The organism is Paenibacillus graminis, from assembly GCF_000758705.1.
Lineage (GTDB): Bacteria > Bacillota > Bacilli > Paenibacillales > Paenibacillaceae > Paenibacillus_AQ > Paenibacillus_AQ graminis.
Genome location: NZ_CP009287.1, coordinates 1,585,924 through 1,603,132, shown reverse-complemented (window position 1 = coordinate 1,603,132; position 17,209 = coordinate 1,585,924). Strand labels below are relative to the sequence as shown.

Below are 17,209 nucleotides of genomic sequence, written 5' to 3'. Positions count from 1 at the left end.
TTACTTCAGTTGATACAGTCTGTAAATCAATGCGGCAGCTTCTGCCTTGGTTGCTGTTTGTGCCGGACGGAAAGTCCCGTCTTCAAAACCTTTGAAGAGATCGGTGCGGTTAGCCAGAGCAACGCCTGCTGCTGCCCACTTGGCAATTTTACCGCCATCGGTATAAGCGGCGTTCACTGCTCCGGGATCGGCAACTGCCTTCGCCCCGTTATAGAGAGTAAGGGCGCGTGCCAGCATCGCGGCAATCTCCTGACGGCTAATTGTAGCCCCGGGATCAAAAGCCGAAGCAGATTTGCCTGTAATAATTCCGGCTTCGTAAGCAGCGGCAACTCCATTATAGCCAGCGCTTCCGGCCGCGACGTCTTTGAATGGCAGGGTCAGCCCGCTGCCATCCAAACCATAGGCTCTGGAAATCCAGTTGGCGAACTGTGAACGGGTCACCTTGCCTGAAGGATTAAACTCCGCCGTCTCTTCCAGAATACCCTTGGTTAACAGGTAATTGATCTCTTTTTTAGCCCAATGATTGTCTGCTACATCCTTAAACGCGGCAGTTCCGATCATTATGGTATAACGGCTGAAGTGCCCTCTGAGCGCACTCACTGTTTGTGTAACCGGATCATATTTACCGCCAACGGCTTCCCAGGTCAGGCTGGTCTCATTGAGCACATACACTGTGAGATGCTCAAGGTTATCCGCCGAGTATTTGGATGTATCAATTGCGGAGACATCAAAGGTCACGTTAATTGGCTTCTCGAAATTCTTGACCGCCTTCTCTCCTACCTTTGCGCTGAATTCCATCACCGGCAGGGTAGCCAATGGCTCTGCCTGACCCGGCTTGCCGATCACAGCATTCTCCACGACCTCAGCCGCCAGGGTTATTTTCTGTCCTGCTTCTACAGTGCCGAATGTATCCGGTTCAATAGTGAATGCCGTTGTCCCCATCTGGAGCTTGAGACCATCCACATCATTGTCTTGAAGCACCTTAAGAATCTCCGAAGGCAGCGAGGTGTTCAGCTTGTTCACACCAGCGCCCATCGCCGGAACCTCAACGGTCAGGGAAACCTTAAGTTCACTGGCCAAACCTGCTCCCAGCTTGGCAGTAAGCTGCTCTGATACAGCAGCCAAAGCCTTTTTGGAGGATTCAATCTGCTTGCTGACGAGTTCTTCCGTCAATTGCGATGAGACTGTGTTCCCTTCCAGATTCACATATTCCTTAGAGATCGTAACTTCGCCGGCTTTGTTCAGGGCCGCCTGGCTCGATGACAGGATGCCTTGTTTCAATTGCTCGATCTCTGCTGCCGCTACACCTTGTGTGTTATTCATAACTGCTGCCGCATGCTGTATGAGCGTCTGTGCAAAGGCAAGCGCTTTGTCAGCAGTATCCAGCTTGTTCAATATATACGGTGCGCTGTCTATTAATGTACTGATTGAACTGACAATCTTTTGCTTCTCTGCAGGATCTTGAATGCTAGCCAGCAATTGGGCCGCACTGTCCAAAGCTTGAGACATACTCTTGCTGTTCTGTTCCGCTTCTTGGGCTGTGGCCCCGGACTTCAGGGATTCGGCAATGCTGCCCAGCGCTTTCTGCGCTGCAGCTGCCCGTTCTGCCTGTGTTCCGGTTGAATTTTTTACCAAGTCCTGAAGCTTCGTATTCTGTTCATTTACGTTCACATTTACCGGCGTTGTGGTTACAGGTGCTGTCACACCGCCGTTACCGTTACCACTGCTATTACCATTTCCGTTTCCGTTACCACTGCCATTGCCATTGCCGCTTCCATTATCGGGATTGCTGCCGTTTCCCGGATCTGTTCCACCATTACCGCCGTTTCCGCCCGGAACAGGCACACCAGGATCGATAACGGTTCCCGCAGCTGTGTCCAAAACAAATTTCTTATCCAAACTATAGGTTTGTCCTTCAATTGTTACCGAAGCTTTAAGCACATAGGTCCCGTTCGGGAAAATTCTATTTACGCTAATTGGGTAGCCGGTAGAGGTTGCTTCGTACAGTTTCAACCCGGCCTCATCCCGGATCTCATAAGAAGCCGCTTCAGGATACAGAAGTTTATATCCCCGGGATGACCCATAGTCTGTAACCAAAATCCGGGGTTTACTAAGTTGTCCAATCTGGTTTCCTGCGGTATCGACTAATCCGAACTGCATCTGTTCATTGCCGGAGGTGCGAACCAGCTTGCCGTTCTGCAGCCCAAAGATATCCAATCCGGCGATAGCTCCAGGCGCAAGTTCCGATATAGTTCCTGCTTTCAGTGCTCCCGGAGCAAAATGAATATTGAACTGATATTCAAGACTGCCGACCAATTGGTCCACCTTAACGATGACTTCCCCCGGAGTCAACTGGATCTGTCTGGCATCGTAGGAGTAGCCTCTTAATTGTGACCGGGCTGGTGTAATGTATTCTACACCGTAAATGCTTCCCGAGTCCGGGGCAAGCAGCGTCGCTAATCCGGCAGCACTGTCATTATAATCCCATATATTATCTCCTGCATTTACAGCAACATTATCGCGGTAAATAAAGATGTCTCCCTTGGTATGGGCAAGAGCGCTATAAGTTCCTTCTGTGGCATAAAAATAATTATCTTCACTGGCATTGCTGTCCACTACATAAGGCACATAATCGACGCCGGGCAAATCCTTGCGGATTACCGATAATTCCTCCATATATTTAGTCAGGTTGACTTTGCTGACTGCCTGCAGCGGTTCTCTTGCATCAAGCAGCAAGGAATAATCCTTACCCGGCTCGGTATGAATGGAACCATACATGTAGTAACCATATTTAGATTCCACACCCAGATGGCTGCGGTTATAACGCATGAAATCTACTCCGACCGTCGATGGCGATTCTACAACCAGAAATGTCTGCTCGCCCCCGGTGCCGATGAACTTCGACTGCCGGGTATAGCTGTCATCGCTCTTTTTAATTACGGCTTGAACGTAAGCATAGTCCAGCGGAACTCCGCCGTCATAAGCACCTTCAGGCTTGTCCAATCCCCGGACCCGTACTACAGCTTGAATCTTCGGATCGATAACGGCAACAGACTCCGTTCTGGATAAATAATCCTTTTTCTTGAAAAAGAATTCGCCGAGATACGTACCCAGTCTTGCCGGTAGAATCAGTTGGCCCTGCTCATCTGTTACTCCGATGTCTTCACCGTACCGGGTCACCTTTACACCCGGCAGAACTTTTCCAAGTCCGCCTGTAATATGCTCACGTACAGTAACGGTTACCTTCTCAGCCTGGTCTATGGTCATATAAGGTTTGTTCACCAGGTCCACCAAATTCCCGGACTTATCACGGATTTCGACTTCAAGCTCCTGCTTCGGCAGAACCTTGAGGGCTGCTTCGGCAATCACCGCACCCTTAACGTACCCGGTGCCGCTTACGTAGTGATGCGGCAGAAATTGAATGGTGTAATCGCCGGACTTCGCAGGCTTCCATTGCCGCTGGCTGATACGCATCAGCTTGCCGTCTTCTTCTTCAGATGTCCAGCTGAGTCCGTTATCTTCAACGATTGCTCCAGAGGCATCCAGAATTTGCATGGTGTAATCACTTGTCAGATCTATCGCGTTATTGTACTCGTCCCTCATATCCACCCGCAACTGCAGGTTCTCACCCAGTACAATTTGATTGCGGACTTCGTCTTGGTCATAGTAGTCGGAACTAAGGACCTTCAGAATGACTTGAGACGTGTATTTGCTTCCTCCCTTGAAGGCATACTCATTATCCGCCGGGGTGAAAAAGGAATTCAGCACGATTTCATCATTGTAGCTGCTGTTCTTGGCTGCGCCGGAAACTGTAGTAGTTAAACGGTGAATTTCTTCACCTTTCCGTACATACAAGGTTGAATCAGCAGCCTGAACCTTCAGATCCAGCTTATTGTAATTGAATTTATTATTCAAATAGGAAATAAATAGATCTCCCAGTCCTTGTCCGCGATCCGGCACCTGAACCTTCAGGGCGCTGAAGTCCGCAGCTTTGGCTGCATATTGTACGGTAAACTGGTCTTCGGCAGGCTTGACCTGGTTTCTCAGTACAACCTTGCTGCTTGTTCCGGGGATACCTGCAACTGCCGTAATATCATAATCCACATTTTTCTTCACATATAATGAATTAGAGATGATGTTCTGAAACGGATTGGATAAATTAACTTGTTTGTACTGGTTGTTGGGAACAATGGAGAAGGACTCCATCTCAACAGGTGCCCCTTCCCATGAATACTCAAAGCCCAAGCGGCTGTATTCGCTGCTGTCCTGGACAATCTCCAGATGAGCCCCGTCTGCGGCTGAATACAATGCCGTCTGGCTTGTCTGGAACATATACACTTCGTTTTCTACTGATCTGATCAGCGCCGGATAAGAGTCCGAAATTTCACCTGTTTTGAGCACCAGCACATCCAGCCCTGAAGTGCCAAAGGATTGGCTTACCCCACTCGGCAGGGAAATATTGTCCGATTTCTGCTGAATCAGTCTTCCGTTCCCATCAAGGTAACGGATAGCCGCAGTGTATGTACCTTCTTTTATAAGGTTATTGACATATAGAGGCGTAGCCTCATAGTCTGGTTTCCCTTGACGCACGGACACAAAGAGCACCGGACTTGTCAGCGAAACTTTCGAGTTTCCTATAATTTGTACTTGTCCAGCCTCATCTGTAGTCAGATTGTTATAAGAGGAGTAAGTTCCAACCGAAATCGCTTCTTTAGCGAGCGGCACGCCTTTGCTTAAAATCGTCAGCCTGATATTCTTATCATCGCTGCGGACTTCTCCGGTTGATGAAATGATGTATGTATCGGAATCCTTAGTCATCCGTTCCACGACAATTTGGATTTCAGATGAAGCAGGAACCTTAATGCTCTGCGGGTCAGTAACTATTAACCCCGACTCCCCTTGATATTCTGCCTGAAGCACAACCTCCTCTCCGGCGGTAAGTCCCTCAAATGAGATATCAGGGTACTTTAGCGAATATACAGAATCTGCTGCAGATATGCGTTCTCCCTGATCTTTTTGCTTGATTTGAGTTGCCAATACATTGCCGTCCTTCATAAGAGAGAACTTCACTTCATTAAGCTTATTGTAGTCTCCATAGGTTACATCCAGCACGCTGTTGACAGTGATCTTCTGTTTCCCGTCAAGCATTTTCTCCGAGGTTACTACCGTCGCTTTCAGCGATGCAGCCGATACCTCCAGCACACCCATAAAGGATAAAATGAAAACCAATACCATGGATACTGTACTTCTCAACCTTTTTGAATACATAATTGTCTCCTTTACACCAAAGATAGTCATTCCATACAATCCTACAGCCCAAAATCTATCCTTGACTCCTCCCCCAGCAGAATTGTCAATTTCAGATAGATATAATGGCATCCTATCTAAGGACCTATTTAATGTCAATCAATTCCTTAACAATAGGCCGAAGAATCTTTTAATTTAGCGTAAAAAAAGATATTTTGTCACATTTCGCCACTTTATCAAGCAAAAACCCAGGACTTAAGACCCCATTGTACACAAAAGAGAAGAACTATGAGATTTTCTATCGATAAAACAGCCGCTTTCAACGAGAAAAGCCAGCTTCGCAAAAAAAAGAGAGCAGCTGAACTGCTCACTTCCAGTTGGGCTTCAAGGCGATAAGCTGATCGTCCGCTGCGCCAGGGTGGCCTCTGCCATCCCGGTTATTGGTCATTACGTAGAGGGTCCCGTCCGGCCCTTCGGCCACGTTGCGGATACGCCCCCATTTTTCATGAAACAAAGCTTCCGCCGAAGGTTTCTTATTTCCCGTACCCGGCGAAATATGAAGCAGCTGCTGTCCGGCCAGATTCGCCACAAGCAGACCGCCGCTCCATGGCCCCTGGGTAATAAAAGCCATTCCTGACGGCGCCCATGTCTCCTCCCCGCTGTGCAGCAGCGGAAGCTTCATCTTCTCCACGCTCCCGGTTCCGGCCTCATCGCCTTCGATTAGCGGCCATCCATAATTACCTCCGGCCTCAATCAGGTTGATCTCGTCATGGCTGGACTGTCCATGCTCCGAGCTGTAGAGGGCTCCGCTCTCCGGCTGCCAGGCCAGCCCCTGCGGATTGCGGTGACCCCAGCTGTAGACGGGAGAATCAGGGAACGGGTTATCCGCCGGAATGGTGCCCTCCTTGGAAATGCGCAGGATTTTGCCGCCCAGGCTCTCCTGATCCTGTGCCAGCTCCGGCTCATACCTTTCGCCGGTAGTGATGTACAGATAACCGTCAGGTCCGAATTTGATCCGTCCGCCGTTGTGGTTGGTATCCCCGGGGATGCCGTCCAGCAGAACCTTGTCGATCTCGGCCTTGCTCCCGCTGATGCTTAACCGCAGCACCCGGTTCTCCACGCCGCCGCTGTCCCTGCGGTATGAATGGTAGGCATAAGCGAAACCGTTGTTTTCAAAGTCCGGATCAAGCGCAAAGCCCAACAGCCCCCCTTCGCCTTCGCTGAAAAAAGGCGCCGGAAGCTCCAGCAGCGGATTCTTCCTCAGCTCACCTTCTTCAAATACACGCAAGGTACCGGGCCGCTCAGTGAAGAAGATCCGTCCATCCGGCGCTAAGGCCATCTCCCACGGGACATTCAGACCGCCCGCCAGTGTTTGGGCCGTGTAAGGAAAGGATGAAGCAGCAGCCGGCTGCGAATTCTCCGGGTTCTTCCCTCCGCCTTCTGGCGGTACGGCTGCTGATGGCACTGGCTCAGGGCTGGCGGAAGCATGCGCTGTCTCCGCAGGACGGTTCGCCCCGGTACTCATTCCGGTTACATTCCCCTCAGGCGGGGCAGAATTCATGCAGGCGCCCAGCAGTCCAGCCCCAATAATGCATGTGCTGCCTAGCAGCCATATGCGGTTAAGGCTTTTTTTACGAAACATGATTTAACCTCCCTCAGGATAAAATTCCAGGTAAGCGGATAGACCCGTACGGAATGAGATTGTACAGGAAACAAAATGAAATGCAGAAGGGAACCCAAACCTGTCACACAGGTATGCTAAATGTATTATGTGCAGTTAAAAGAAGGCAAAACCGCCTCATGACAGCGCTAAGTGTATTTCGTGCAACTAAAATAGCGTTTGGCCTGTTTTCAGCCTATTGGAGTCTTTTTAATTGTATGAAGTGCAATAAGCTCTGATTTGGACATAAAGACATTCACTTTAGTTGTATGGAATACAGTTACAGCTACAGTTAGGGCTGCAGATAGGCACAGGCGTATAGTAAAAAAGCCAACAGTCTTCGGCATCAAAAATGCATAATTCTTCTTTCGCCGCTGCTCAAGCCGCAAAACGATTTTGGCACCTATTACCCCGTACCCTCTAGCCATAATCGGGACCCTCGTATGTTCCAGCGCGTGCACCCTACCGGGTTATGATCTATAATGAGAGCGTTGCTTTGTAACGTGAATCCGAAAGGGGAACAACTGAAATGAATGAGGCTCTATCCACATTGGAGCAGGGAATGGCCGGCGGGGGCCTGGATGCGCTGCTCGTCACCGATCCAAAGCATGTCTATTATTTGACCGGGTTTGCCAGCAATCCGCATGAGCGTTTTCTGGGACTGCTGCTGATCCGGGGCGGGGAGCCGGTGCTGATCGTTCCCGCACTTGATGCCGAAGCGGCTCATGCCGCCTCCTCGGTGACCAAGATTATGACGCACAGCGACACAGACAACCCGTATGAGCTGCTGAAATCCTGTTTTGCAGGCGCTAAGCCGGGAACTGTGGGCATCGAGAAGGAGCATTTCACCGTAAGCCGTTATGAACAGCTGGCCGAAGCGGTTCCTGCGGATGCCTTCCGCGATATCGGCCATCTGCTGCGGTCCATGCGCGCGAAAAAAACGCCCGATGAAGTCAGCCGGATGAAGCATGCCGCCGAGCTGGTAGAGGAGGTACTGCGCCAAGGCCTCACCCAGGTCAAAGCAGGGGTCAGTGAAATCGAGCTGGTTGCCGAGCTGGATTATCTGATGAAAAAGGTGGGCGCCTCCGGCCCCTCCTTCGACACCATGGTTCTCTCCGGCCCGAATACCGCCCTGCCGCACGGTGTGCCGGGCAGCCGCATTATTCAGCCGGGAGACTTTCTGATGTTCGACCTGGGCGTGTACGCCGCAGGTTACGCTTCCGATATCACCCGCACCTTTGCCGTTGAAGAAGCGAATCCCAAGCTGGTTGAAATCTACAACACAGTGCTGGCGGCCAATGAAGCGGGCATCGCCGCTTCCCGGGCTGGAGCGACCTTCGGCTCAGTGGACCGTGCGGCGCGTGACGTGATCGAAGCTGCCGGCTACGGCGAGTATTTCATGCACCGGGTCGGTCACGGCCTCGGCATGGACACGCATGAGTATCCCTCGCTCCATGGCATGAACGGGGATTTCATTGAAATCGGCAACGTATTCACCGTGGAGCCGGGCATTTATGTGGCCGGTCTGGGCGGTGTGCGGATCGAAGACGACGTCTGGATTACCCCGGAAGGCCCGCAGACGCTGACAACCATGTCCAAGGCGCTAACGGTGCTGCATTTATAGTTAGCGGCTTGCGGTAGACCGCAGACGCTGACAACCATATCCAAGGCCATGTCCAAGGCGCTGACGGTGCTGCATATATAGTTAGCGGCTTGCGGTAGACCGCAGACGCTGACAACCATATCCAAGGCCATGTCCAAGGCGCTAACGGTGCTGCATATATAGTTAGCCGCTTGCGGTACCAGCATTTTCCCGCAGACGGTGCGTATTTTCCGTGTGTGCTGCCTGCGGGCAAGCGTTGAACCCTGTATGAATTCTTCGGCAACTCTAAGTGGAAAGAGGGGCACTAATTTGCTTGAGTACCCTATTCTCGGCAGCGGAAGTGGAAAAAGGTCAACTAATTTAGCTCCTTCCGCCTCTAACAGAGTAATATTGCCCAATTAAGTATCCTTTTTCCACTTAAATCTTATAATTATTGATTTTCAGGGAGAAATAGGTTCCCTATTTCCAACTAGCGTTTGCAAAAAATCCGATGAGAAAACGCTAGCAGGAATAAGGATATCCAGACCGACGGATTCCCTGTCTTTTCCCGCATCATCAAAAAAGCAGCAGACCGGCTCCGTAAAGAGCTGGCTGCTGCTTTTAATTTTGACTAATTAAACCGGTGCTTCTTGGGCAATTCCTCAGGATACGCTGCGTGTATCAGGGGATGTACGAACCGGCTGTTCGTCCTCCGCAAATTTGAAGGAACGGGCAATGTACAAAATCGGCGTTCCGGCCCCGGTAAGGAGGAACTTTACAACGTAAGTAGTCAGCAAAATCTCTGTCCACACCCTGAGGTCATAGGTTCCGGCGAAGGCAATCGTACAAAAGACCAGCGTATCGACAAAAGAACTGATCATCGTGCTGCCGTTGGAGCGGACCCAGAGCTGGCGCGAGCTGCTGTAATACTTGCGAATCCAGGCATAGAGCCGGACGTCGAGGAACTGGCTGATAAAATAGGCGGTAAGGCTGCCCAGCGCCAGCCGTGGCATCAGACCAAAGATGGTCTCAAGCGAAGACTGGGCGATATCGGTTTCCTGCGGCTCGAACAGGAGCACCATCTGCATAATCGCGGTAGTCATCAGCAGTGTGAAAAAGCCAAACCATACCGCATGCCGCGCCTCGGCACGCCCGTATTTCTCGTTCAGCAGGTCACTGGTCATATAGAGCGTGACATACATGGTGTTGCCCAGCGTCATTACAATATCGAACGGCATAGCAATGGTTTTGGCGACCTGAATGTTGGCGATGACCGTTGCCACGCCGACCCAGGCATACAGGCCTTTTTTGCCAAAAAGCCGGTAGCAGAGCAGGTAGAAACCAAAGTTGACAACTACGAACAAAATTCCCCACAACAAATTAAACATGAATCTGTAACTCCTCCTAGTTTTGGTTACGCGGGATGGTTACGAACCGCGGCGTTCAGCTTTTGACAAGCAAAAACGATTAAAGCGTCCTTCAAAGAACGAATAACTGTTCTATATGAACAAAAGATTACTTTACCACAATCAAAGCTAACATGCTATGAAATTTTAAATTTTCATGAAAAGCCGTATTATTCATCTTTTTTCGCTAAACAAACAAAGGATTCGTCATTTATTCATATATTTTCTGAAAATTCTTCAGGATTAAGCAAATTTTCACTATTCAACCGGGGGTTAATTCTATAGAATAGTTATCAATCACATTCCCGAAAATAATAGCTTCATATATGACCTATACCTATGGAATATATTGCTGCTTGCCGGCCCACAAAGCATTGGCATGGGATAGAAGGATTCATTTGAAGGAAAAGGAGAGAAAGAAATGTTTCAAGTCAAGAAATCCATCAGCCGGAAATTCACGCGTTTGCTGTTCGTCGTTCTGCTGCTCTCGTCTGTTCTGCTAAGTACCAGCTTTTATTTCATATCCATCAATACCATTAACAGCTATGTCATGCCGCAGATCAACAAGATTCTGACAGCCGCCGCCCAGGACATTTATAAAAATATGAATGCGGCACATGCCCAGCAGACTCTGAACAAAAACGAGCAATCGAGGACAACGATCGAATTTTATTTCCAGGATAAACGAAAGCAGCATGATCTCGAATCCATCTTTCTCATCGATTTGAAGGAAGGCAAAGCTACCGTGCTGACCGCAGATCACGGAGCCAAGCTGAAGCCGGATGAGAGCATCGAGGTACAGCCGGCCATGGAACAGGCCGCCAAAGGAAAGGCCGGACTCAGTGAAATCTATAGTGACAGTCATGGTATACATAAGACCGCGTACGTCGGTGTTCCCGGCACTACAATGGTCATCGGAGCAAGTTCGGATGTCGCTTTTGTCAAAGATAAAATGAGCAGTATCCTTTGGACCAGCGCCGGAATCACTTTGGCTGTACTGATCGTTGGTGTGGGCTCTGCATTGCTTATGACCCGCAGAATTACCCGCCCGATCACACAGCTTGCGGCCTACAGCAACAAGCTGGCAGGCGGCGATTTCACCCAGCAGCTGGAGATTAAGGGCAGTGACGAGGTCGGCCAGCTCGCCGAAAGCTTCCGGACCATGAGCCAGCAGCTGAAGGAGATGATCGGACAGGTGCTGGATACCTCCAGCGTCGTGGTCGCGGATTCCAATGATCTGAAGAACCGCACCGATATTCTGAACGGAATGGCTGAGCAATCCTCCCTGTCCGTTGTGGAGATCGGCAAAGGCAGTACTGCTATTGCAAGCAGCGCACAGGATAATTCCCGGGCCATGGACGAGATTAATATCGGCATTCAGCATATTGCTTCGGCAGCCGGTGAGGTTACCGAACAGATTATTGAGGCTTCTGAAGAGGCGACAGGCGGAAACGATATCGCTCAAAGCGCTGTCGAGCAGATGCGCCAGGTGGCAGAGGCTTCTGTGAAATCGCTGGAGCAGTTCCGCATCATGAACGAGCGTTCCCTGCAGATTGGTGAAGTTGTGCAGGGCATTACGGAAATCACCAAGCAGATTCAAATGCTCTCGCTGAATGCTTCCATAGAAGCCGCGCGGGCGGGCGAGCATGGCCGCGGCTTTGCGGTGGTTGCCGGAGAGGTCCGCAAGCTGTCCGAACAATCCAAAGAATCCAATGAGCAGATCCGTGAGTTCCTGCTCAGCCTGCAGGAGGATATGAACCGGTCGGTGGAAGAAATGAATCACGTGAACGCCGAGGTGGCTTCCGGGGTGGGCAAAGTGGCCGAAGCCGGAAATGCTTTTAGCCATTTGCTGATTCTGATTCAGAGCATCAACCACAGCATTCAATCCGTATCCGCCGCCACACAGCAGATTTCAGCAGGCACCGAGGAGGTCAGCGCTTCTGTGGAGGAAACGGCCCAGATCACCTCCAAGTCCCGGCAGAATGCCGATACTCTTGCCGCCAACTCCGAACGCCAGCGCCAGGAGCTTGAAGTCCATGCGCAAACAGTAGAGCATTTGTACCAGCAAGCCGTACAGCTGCAGCAAGCCGTACAGCAGTTCAAAATATAGTCCGGCGTACTCGCGAGTCCGCCGCAGCAGCAAGCAGCAAGCATAAAACGGGTGCCGCTCCCTGGATGGGGGCGGCACCCGTTTCTTTTTCAATTTAGGTAGGAAATAGCAGAAACTCTATCATATGCAGCTAATTAAGGCTAATCCGAGCAGAAGTGTGGCGTGCGGCTTCAATCTGCAGCCTTAGTCCGGCAAACCGAGAGGAGTGGAGTGGAAAAAGTACCACTAATCCTGCGTTTCGGACTCCGCAACATTCAATAGGTGGAAAAAGTATTACTATTCTTACCCAAAAAGCTGTTTAGCGATGGATATGCTTGAATTAAGTGGAGAAATTCCCACTAAACACCGCTCCTGAATGAATTTCAGGAGAATAGTTATACTTTTTCCACTTAGCCTCCGGTTCGCCATGAACTATCTTCTTCAGTCAGCTCCAAGGTCCAATCCGGACCTGGAGCTGCCTTATCCGTTGCCGGCCCTGCTGGCGGGGTGACCTTGCATGCCTGTATGGCTGCTAGCGTGGGACTGCATACCTGTATGGCTGCTAGCGTGGGACTCATGCCTGTATGGCTGCTGGCGGGGTAACTGCATGCCTGTATGGCTGCAGACATGCCTATCCCAGAACGTGCCCCCACAGCCGCTCAATGTCTTGGTGCCCACAGAATGACGGACACGCCGATTACACATATGCCGGCACCCAACCAGTCATAGAGATCTGGTGTTTTTTTATCGACCAGCCAGCCCCACAGCACGGCCATCACGATGAACACCCCGCCGTAGGCGGCATAGATTCTGCCGAAGGAAGGAAACTTCTGCAGAGTAGGGATGATGCCGTACGCCACGAGAACCAGCGCTCCAACCAGTCCATACCAGAGCGGCCGTGATTCCCGCAGCCACAGCCAGATCAGGTAGCCGCCGCCAATCTCGGCCAAACCTGCAACGATAAAGAGCAGAACCGCAATGACCATGGTTACCTCCCTTGCTGAGATACACCCATAATCTTATAGATGGCAGCCATGTCAAGGCTCGCACGCACGGTATCCGCCAGCCGGTCAAACTCCTGCTCGCGCAGCGCCGCTGCCGAGAAGGTCTGCCCCAGCGGCGCAAGCCCTTTTGATTGCCTCAGGCCGTCAAGCCAGGCTCTGCGCAAAGCATCGTTATGGAACAATCCATGCAGATAGGTTCCCCAGACCCGTCCTTCCGGCGTTCCCCAGCCTTCCTGCTGCATACTCCCATCCGGTCCTTTTAGCTGGAAGAGGCTTCTAACCGATGCAGGATCATGGTTGGTGGTTATGCCCATATGGATTTCATATCCCGCGACGGGCAGCTCTGCCGCCGGAGCGGAAGCCGCTTCCCCGCCGTAGAGCGGCAGCGGATGATCCTGTGCCAGCATGCCGCTGGCACGGACGGTGGTCTTCTGCTGCAGAAAAGAGGTCGACAGCGGCAAAAGCCCAAGTCCCTCCCTTTCGCCGGGTTCTGCACTTTCTACAGCATGCGGATCAAGAAGCTTCAAGCCCAGCATCTGGTATCCTCCGCAGATTCCTGCAAGCTGCCGGGTTCCCTGGTTCAACGCGGCTGCGATAGCCTCCGGGAAGCCCTGCTCCCGCAGATAATCCAGGTCGGCGGCTGTGTTTTTTGTGCCCGGCAGGATGATAACATCCGGTGTCCCCAGTTCTATAGCGGTGCTTACATAACGCACAGCTGTATCCGGTTCATCTTCCAGCGGATCAAAATCGGTGAAGTTGGAAATTCTCGGATAGCGGATGACAGCAATGTCCAGCTCTTTCCCCTGCTTCGCACCCAGCCGGCCCGAGGTTCCTTCCAGAACCACGGAATCCTCGGCTTCAATCCGCAGGCGCGGAAGAAAAGGCAGCACACCGAGAACCGGGATGCCTGTCCGCTGCTGCAGCCAATCCAGTCCTGGCTGCAGCAGCGACAGGTCGCCGCGGAATTTATTGATGATGAAGCCTTTGACCCGGGCCCGTTCATGCGGCTCCAACAGCTCCAGCGTGCCGACCAGAAAAGCAAACACACCTCCCCTGTCGATATCGGCAACCAGCAGCACCGGAGCATCCGCCCAGCCTGCGAGGTTCATATTAACAATATCCCTGGCCTTAAGGTTGATCTCCGCTGGACTGCCTGCGCCTTCCATCAGCACGATATCATAGGCCGTCCGCAGCCGCCCAAGCGCATCCATCACCGTACTTTTAGCTTCGGGCAGAAACTTCTCCCGGTATTCGCGTGCACTCAGCGCTGTATGCGGCACGCCGTGCACCACAATCTGGGCACTCATCTCGCCTGAGGGCTTAAGCAGAATCGGATTCATGTCCGTGTTGGCGGTAATGCCGAACGCTTCGGCCTGCATACCCTGGGCGCGGCCAATTTCCTTGCCGTCCTCGGTAACATAGGAATTCAGCGCCATGTTCTGCGACTTAAACGGCGCCGTGCGGTATCCGTCCCGGGTCATAATCCGCCCGATGGCTGCGGTCACCAGACTCTTCCCGACATCCGATGCCGTTCCCTGAATCATCAGCACAGCCGCAGGCTGTGGCCTCTTTTCTGGTGTAGCTGCCTGTTCTTGCATGCCAAGCCTCCTTGCTATATTTCTGCTGCCGGCGTCCAGACGAAGCAGTTGTTATGCGGGGTAAGCCGGTCACCGTCATGGCTTATCCCGTGGTTTGGCGCGCGCTACAGGTTATGCTGCAGCAGCACCAGCAGGAGGAGCAGCAGCGCCTCCAGCAGTTCGTTCAGCGCGCCGTACACGTCGCCGGTGAGCCCGCCGAGCCGGCTGCGGACCCGCCGCGCAGCGAGCGTGCCGCAGGCCGCCGCCAGGGCCGGGGCCAGAATGGCCGCTGCCAGCAGCTGCGGCCAGGCGTTGCCTGCGCCCAGCGCCAGCGGCGCGGCAGCGGCAGCCAGCGAGAGCAGCGCCGCCAGCAGCAGCGCGCGCCTCTCCTGCCGGGCAGGCAGCCCTTTGAAGCTGGCGGCCAGCCCGTCATCGCCGCGGGCGAACGGGTAGCGGACCATGACCCGCACCATGTACCAGCGGCTCCAGACCGGCGGCAGCAGAAGCAGCGGCAGCTCCGTCCAGGTGCCGCCTTCAAGGAAGGCTGCCAGCAGCGAGGCCTTCAGCAGCAGGAGCAGCATGCAGGCCAGCACCCCCATTGCGCCAACGCGGCTGTCCTTCATAATCTCCAGCATCCGCTCCCGCGTGCGGTAGCTGAGCAGCCCATCCGCGGTGTCCATCCAGCCGTCCAGATGCAAGCCGCCCGTAAGCCACACCCACAGGATCAGGGTGATGACGGCGGCAGGCCAGGCAGGCAGCAGCCAGGCCGCAACGCCTGCGCCCAATGCCGCGCTTAACCCGATGGCTGCGCCAACCACAGGATAATACACCACGCTGCGCTGCAGTAGTTCGCGGGAGAAATCCCCTCCCCCCTTAACCGGGAAGCGCGAAAGAAATTGAAAAGCGGCTGCAGCATCTCCCCGCGCGCTCATAACCGATACTCCCTGCTCTTCAGCTCAATGGGAATACCGGCAGTAACCAGAAAAACCTGCCCGCACCGCCGGGCCAGCAGCGCATTCATCCGTCCGGCCAAATCCCGGTACAGCCGGCCAAGTGCGTATTCAGGCACAATGCCGTCACCTACCTCGTTCGTCACCAGCACCAGCGTGCCGCGAAAGGAGGATACACTCTGCTCCAGCCGGGAAACTTCCCGTTCCACCCGTTCTTGTCTGTCTTCCTGATCCTCAACGGCCAGCAGGACATTGGAGAGCCACAGCGTCAGGCAATCCACAAGCACCGCCTTGCCCCCGGAGAGTCGGTCCAGGAGCGCAGGCAGCTCAAGCGGCTCCTCCAGCATCTCCCATGCCCCCCCGCTCTCTTCACGAAGCTTGCGGTGCAGGGCAATCCGTGCCTTCATTTCTTCATCAAAGGCTTGTCCGGTAGCCACATATACGGCCTCATCCGCCAGGGAGAACACCAGCCGCTCGGCAAAACCGCTCTTTCCGCTGCGCGCCCCGCCGGTTACAAGAATGCTCATTTCCCCTCAGCTCCTGAAACTCCGGCGCTTTCAAAGGTAGCCATCTCGGTCATGATGCGGTTGACCGCGTCAATCAGGTGGAGAGAGAGCACGCCTCCCGTTCCTTCACCCAGCCGCAGCCCCAGATCAAGCAGCGCCTCCAGTCCCAGGCACTCCAGCATCAGCTTGTGGCCCTGCTCGTTCGACACATGGGAAGCGATCATATACGCTGTGGACTCGGGAGCAATGGCTTTTGCGGCCAATGCGGCTGCGCCGGAGATGAATCCGTCAAGAATGACGGGAATGCGGGCGGCAGCGGCTCCAAGAATAAGCCCGGCCAGCCCGGCGATTTCAAGTCCGCCCACTTTGGAGAGCACGTCAATCGGGTCAGCCGGGTTCGGGGCGTTCACCCGCAGCGCGCGCTCCACGACTTCAATTTTGTACAGCAGCCGTTCGTCGTTGATCCCTGTTCCGCGTCCCACCGCCACCTCCGGCGAGAGGCCTTCCAGAGCGCACAGAATGGCAGCGCTGGCTGTTGTATTGCCGATGCCCATTTCACCAGTGATCAAAATCTCCGTTCCGCTTTTTACCGCTTCCTGGGCCACTCTTACACCCACAAGTACTGCCTCAAGAGCCTCCTCCCGGCTCATGGCCGGTCCTGCAGCCATGTTGCCCGTTCCCAGCCGTACTTTGCGGTTGATCAGCTCCGGGTGCTCCAGCTCTGCATCGATGCCGATATCGACGAACTGCACGCTTGCCCCGGCCTGCCGGGCCAGCACATTGACCGCCGCCCCTCCGCTGAGGAAATTATAAGCCATCTGCACCGTAACCTCCTGCGGAAAAGCGCTGACTCCCTCACAGCACACACCATGGTCGGCAGCCATTACCACAACAGTACGTGTCCCATAGCTGGGCTGCTCCGTCTTCGAGATGCCCGCCAGGCGGACGGCCAGCGCTTCCAGCTGTCCGAGGCTTCCCGGGGGTTTGGTCAAACTGTTCAGACGGAGCACCGCCCGCAGTGCCGCTTGTTCATCCGGCGGAGCAATCGGCCCCGTTACTTCTTCAATTGCTGAGATCATCATAATAGCCTCCTGTGTTTTTTGCATTGAAATTAGAGTTCCAACCCATTAATACAACTAACGCAGCAGAGTGCCCTCTTCTCTGAAGAAGAGGGCACTCTGCTGCGGC

At 53.3% G+C, this 17,209-nt stretch carries 10 protein-coding genes; 2 read left to right on the top strand and 8 right to left on the bottom strand.

From position 1 onward, the window contains the following. Both PGRAT_RS06895 and PGRAT_RS06890 read right to left on the bottom strand, forming a co-directional pair. Entirely contained in the window at window positions 1-5,268 is a 5,268-nt protein-coding gene (locus tag PGRAT_RS06895) for an S-layer homology domain-containing protein (protein ID WP_042266244.1), read from the bottom strand. Between the two features lie 346 nt (window positions 5,269-5,614). Beyond that, a complete protein-coding gene (locus PGRAT_RS06890; protein WP_025705527.1) occupies window positions 5,615-6,889 on the bottom strand; it encodes a PQQ-dependent sugar dehydrogenase in 1,275 nt (424 codons plus the stop codon). Window positions 6,890-7,436: 547 nt separating this feature from the next. On the opposite strand from PGRAT_RS06890, the gene PGRAT_RS06880 reads away from it, so the two are divergent. After that, window positions 7,437-8,531, top strand: a complete 1,095-nt coding sequence (locus PGRAT_RS06880) for a M24 family metallopeptidase (protein WP_025705525.1) — start codon at window positions 7,437-7,439, stop codon at window positions 8,529-8,531. Between the two features lie 620 nt (window positions 8,532-9,151). On the opposite strand, the gene PGRAT_RS06875 is transcribed toward PGRAT_RS06880, so the two are convergent. Beyond that, window positions 9,152-9,877 (bottom strand): queuosine precursor transporter, encoded by a 726-nt coding sequence (locus tag PGRAT_RS06875; RefSeq protein WP_025705524.1) that lies wholly within the window; start codon window positions 9,875-9,877, stop codon window positions 9,152-9,154. Between the two features lie 439 nt (window positions 9,878-10,316). On the opposite strand from PGRAT_RS06875, the gene PGRAT_RS06870 reads away from it, so the two are divergent. Continuing rightward, a complete protein-coding gene (locus PGRAT_RS06870; protein ID WP_025705523.1) occupies window positions 10,317-12,005 on the top strand; it encodes a methyl-accepting chemotaxis protein in 1,689 nt (562 codons plus the stop codon). A gap of 638 nt (window positions 12,006-12,643) precedes the next feature. Here the strand turns inward: PGRAT_RS06870 and PGRAT_RS06865 are convergent. From PGRAT_RS06865 to cobT, 5 genes are all read right to left on the bottom strand, one after another. Beyond that, entirely contained in the window at window positions 12,644-12,970 is a 327-nt protein-coding gene (locus PGRAT_RS06865; RefSeq protein ID WP_025705522.1) for a YnfA family protein, read from the bottom strand. Window positions 12,971-12,972: 2 nt separating this feature from the next. Beyond that, the gene (locus tag PGRAT_RS06860; protein WP_042266242.1) at window positions 12,973-14,586 is read right to left on the bottom strand and encodes a cobyric acid synthase; all 1,614 of its coding nucleotides are present in this window, start codon (window positions 14,584-14,586) and stop codon (window positions 12,973-12,975) included. A gap of 104 nt (window positions 14,587-14,690) precedes the next feature. Next, window positions 14,691-15,497, bottom strand: coding sequence for an adenosylcobinamide-GDP ribazoletransferase (cobS, locus tag PGRAT_RS06855; protein ID WP_042266240.1), 807 nt, complete (start codon window positions 15,495-15,497; stop codon window positions 14,691-14,693). Next, window positions 15,494-16,042 (bottom strand): bifunctional adenosylcobinamide kinase/adenosylcobinamide-phosphate guanylyltransferase, encoded by a 549-nt coding sequence (cobU, locus tag PGRAT_RS06850; RefSeq protein WP_025708265.1) that lies wholly within the window; start codon window positions 16,040-16,042, stop codon window positions 15,494-15,496. Before cobU ends, cobS begins: the two co-directional genes overlap by 4 nt. Further along, window positions 16,039-17,100, bottom strand: a complete 1,062-nt coding sequence (cobT, locus tag PGRAT_RS06845) for a nicotinate-nucleotide--dimethylbenzimidazole phosphoribosyltransferase (protein ID WP_025708266.1) — start codon at window positions 17,098-17,100, stop codon at window positions 16,039-16,041. The genes cobU and cobT overlap by 4 nt, the downstream gene beginning before the upstream one ends. Between the last annotated feature and the right edge of the window lie 109 nt (window positions 17,101-17,209).

Coding starts and splice junctions, on each gene's coding strand:
- cobS (WP_042266240.1), bottom strand. CDS start 15,497: ATGAGCGCGCGGGGAGATGCTGCAGCCGCTTTTCAATTTCTTTCGCGC.
- PGRAT_RS06875 (WP_025705524.1), bottom strand. CDS start 9,877: ATGTTTAATTTGTTGTGGGGAATTTTGTTCGTAGTTGTCAACTTTGGT.
- PGRAT_RS06895 (WP_042266244.1), bottom strand. CDS start 5,268: ATGTATTCAAAAAGGTTGAGAAGTACAGTATCCATGGTATTGGTTTTC.
- PGRAT_RS06865 (WP_025705522.1), bottom strand. CDS start 12,970: ATGGTCATTGCGGTTCTGCTCTTTATCGTTGCAGGTTTGGCCGAGATT.
- PGRAT_RS06880 (WP_025705525.1), top strand. CDS start 7,437: ATGAATGAGGCTCTATCCACATTGGAGCAGGGAATGGCCGGCGGGGGC.
- PGRAT_RS06870 (WP_025705523.1), top strand. CDS start 10,317: ATGTTTCAAGTCAAGAAATCCATCAGCCGGAAATTCACGCGTTTGCTG.
- cobT (WP_025708266.1), bottom strand. CDS start 17,100: ATGATCTCAGCAATTGAAGAAGTAACGGGGCCGATTGCTCCGCCGGAT.
- PGRAT_RS06890 (WP_025705527.1), bottom strand. CDS start 6,889: ATGTTTCGTAAAAAAAGCCTTAACCGCATATGGCTGCTAGGCAGCACA.
- cobU (WP_025708265.1), bottom strand. CDS start 16,042: ATGAGCATTCTTGTAACCGGCGGGGCGCGCAGCGGAAAGAGCGGTTTT.
- PGRAT_RS06860 (WP_042266242.1), bottom strand. CDS start 14,586: ATGCAAGAACAGGCAGCTACACCAGAAAAGAGGCCACAGCCTGCGGCT.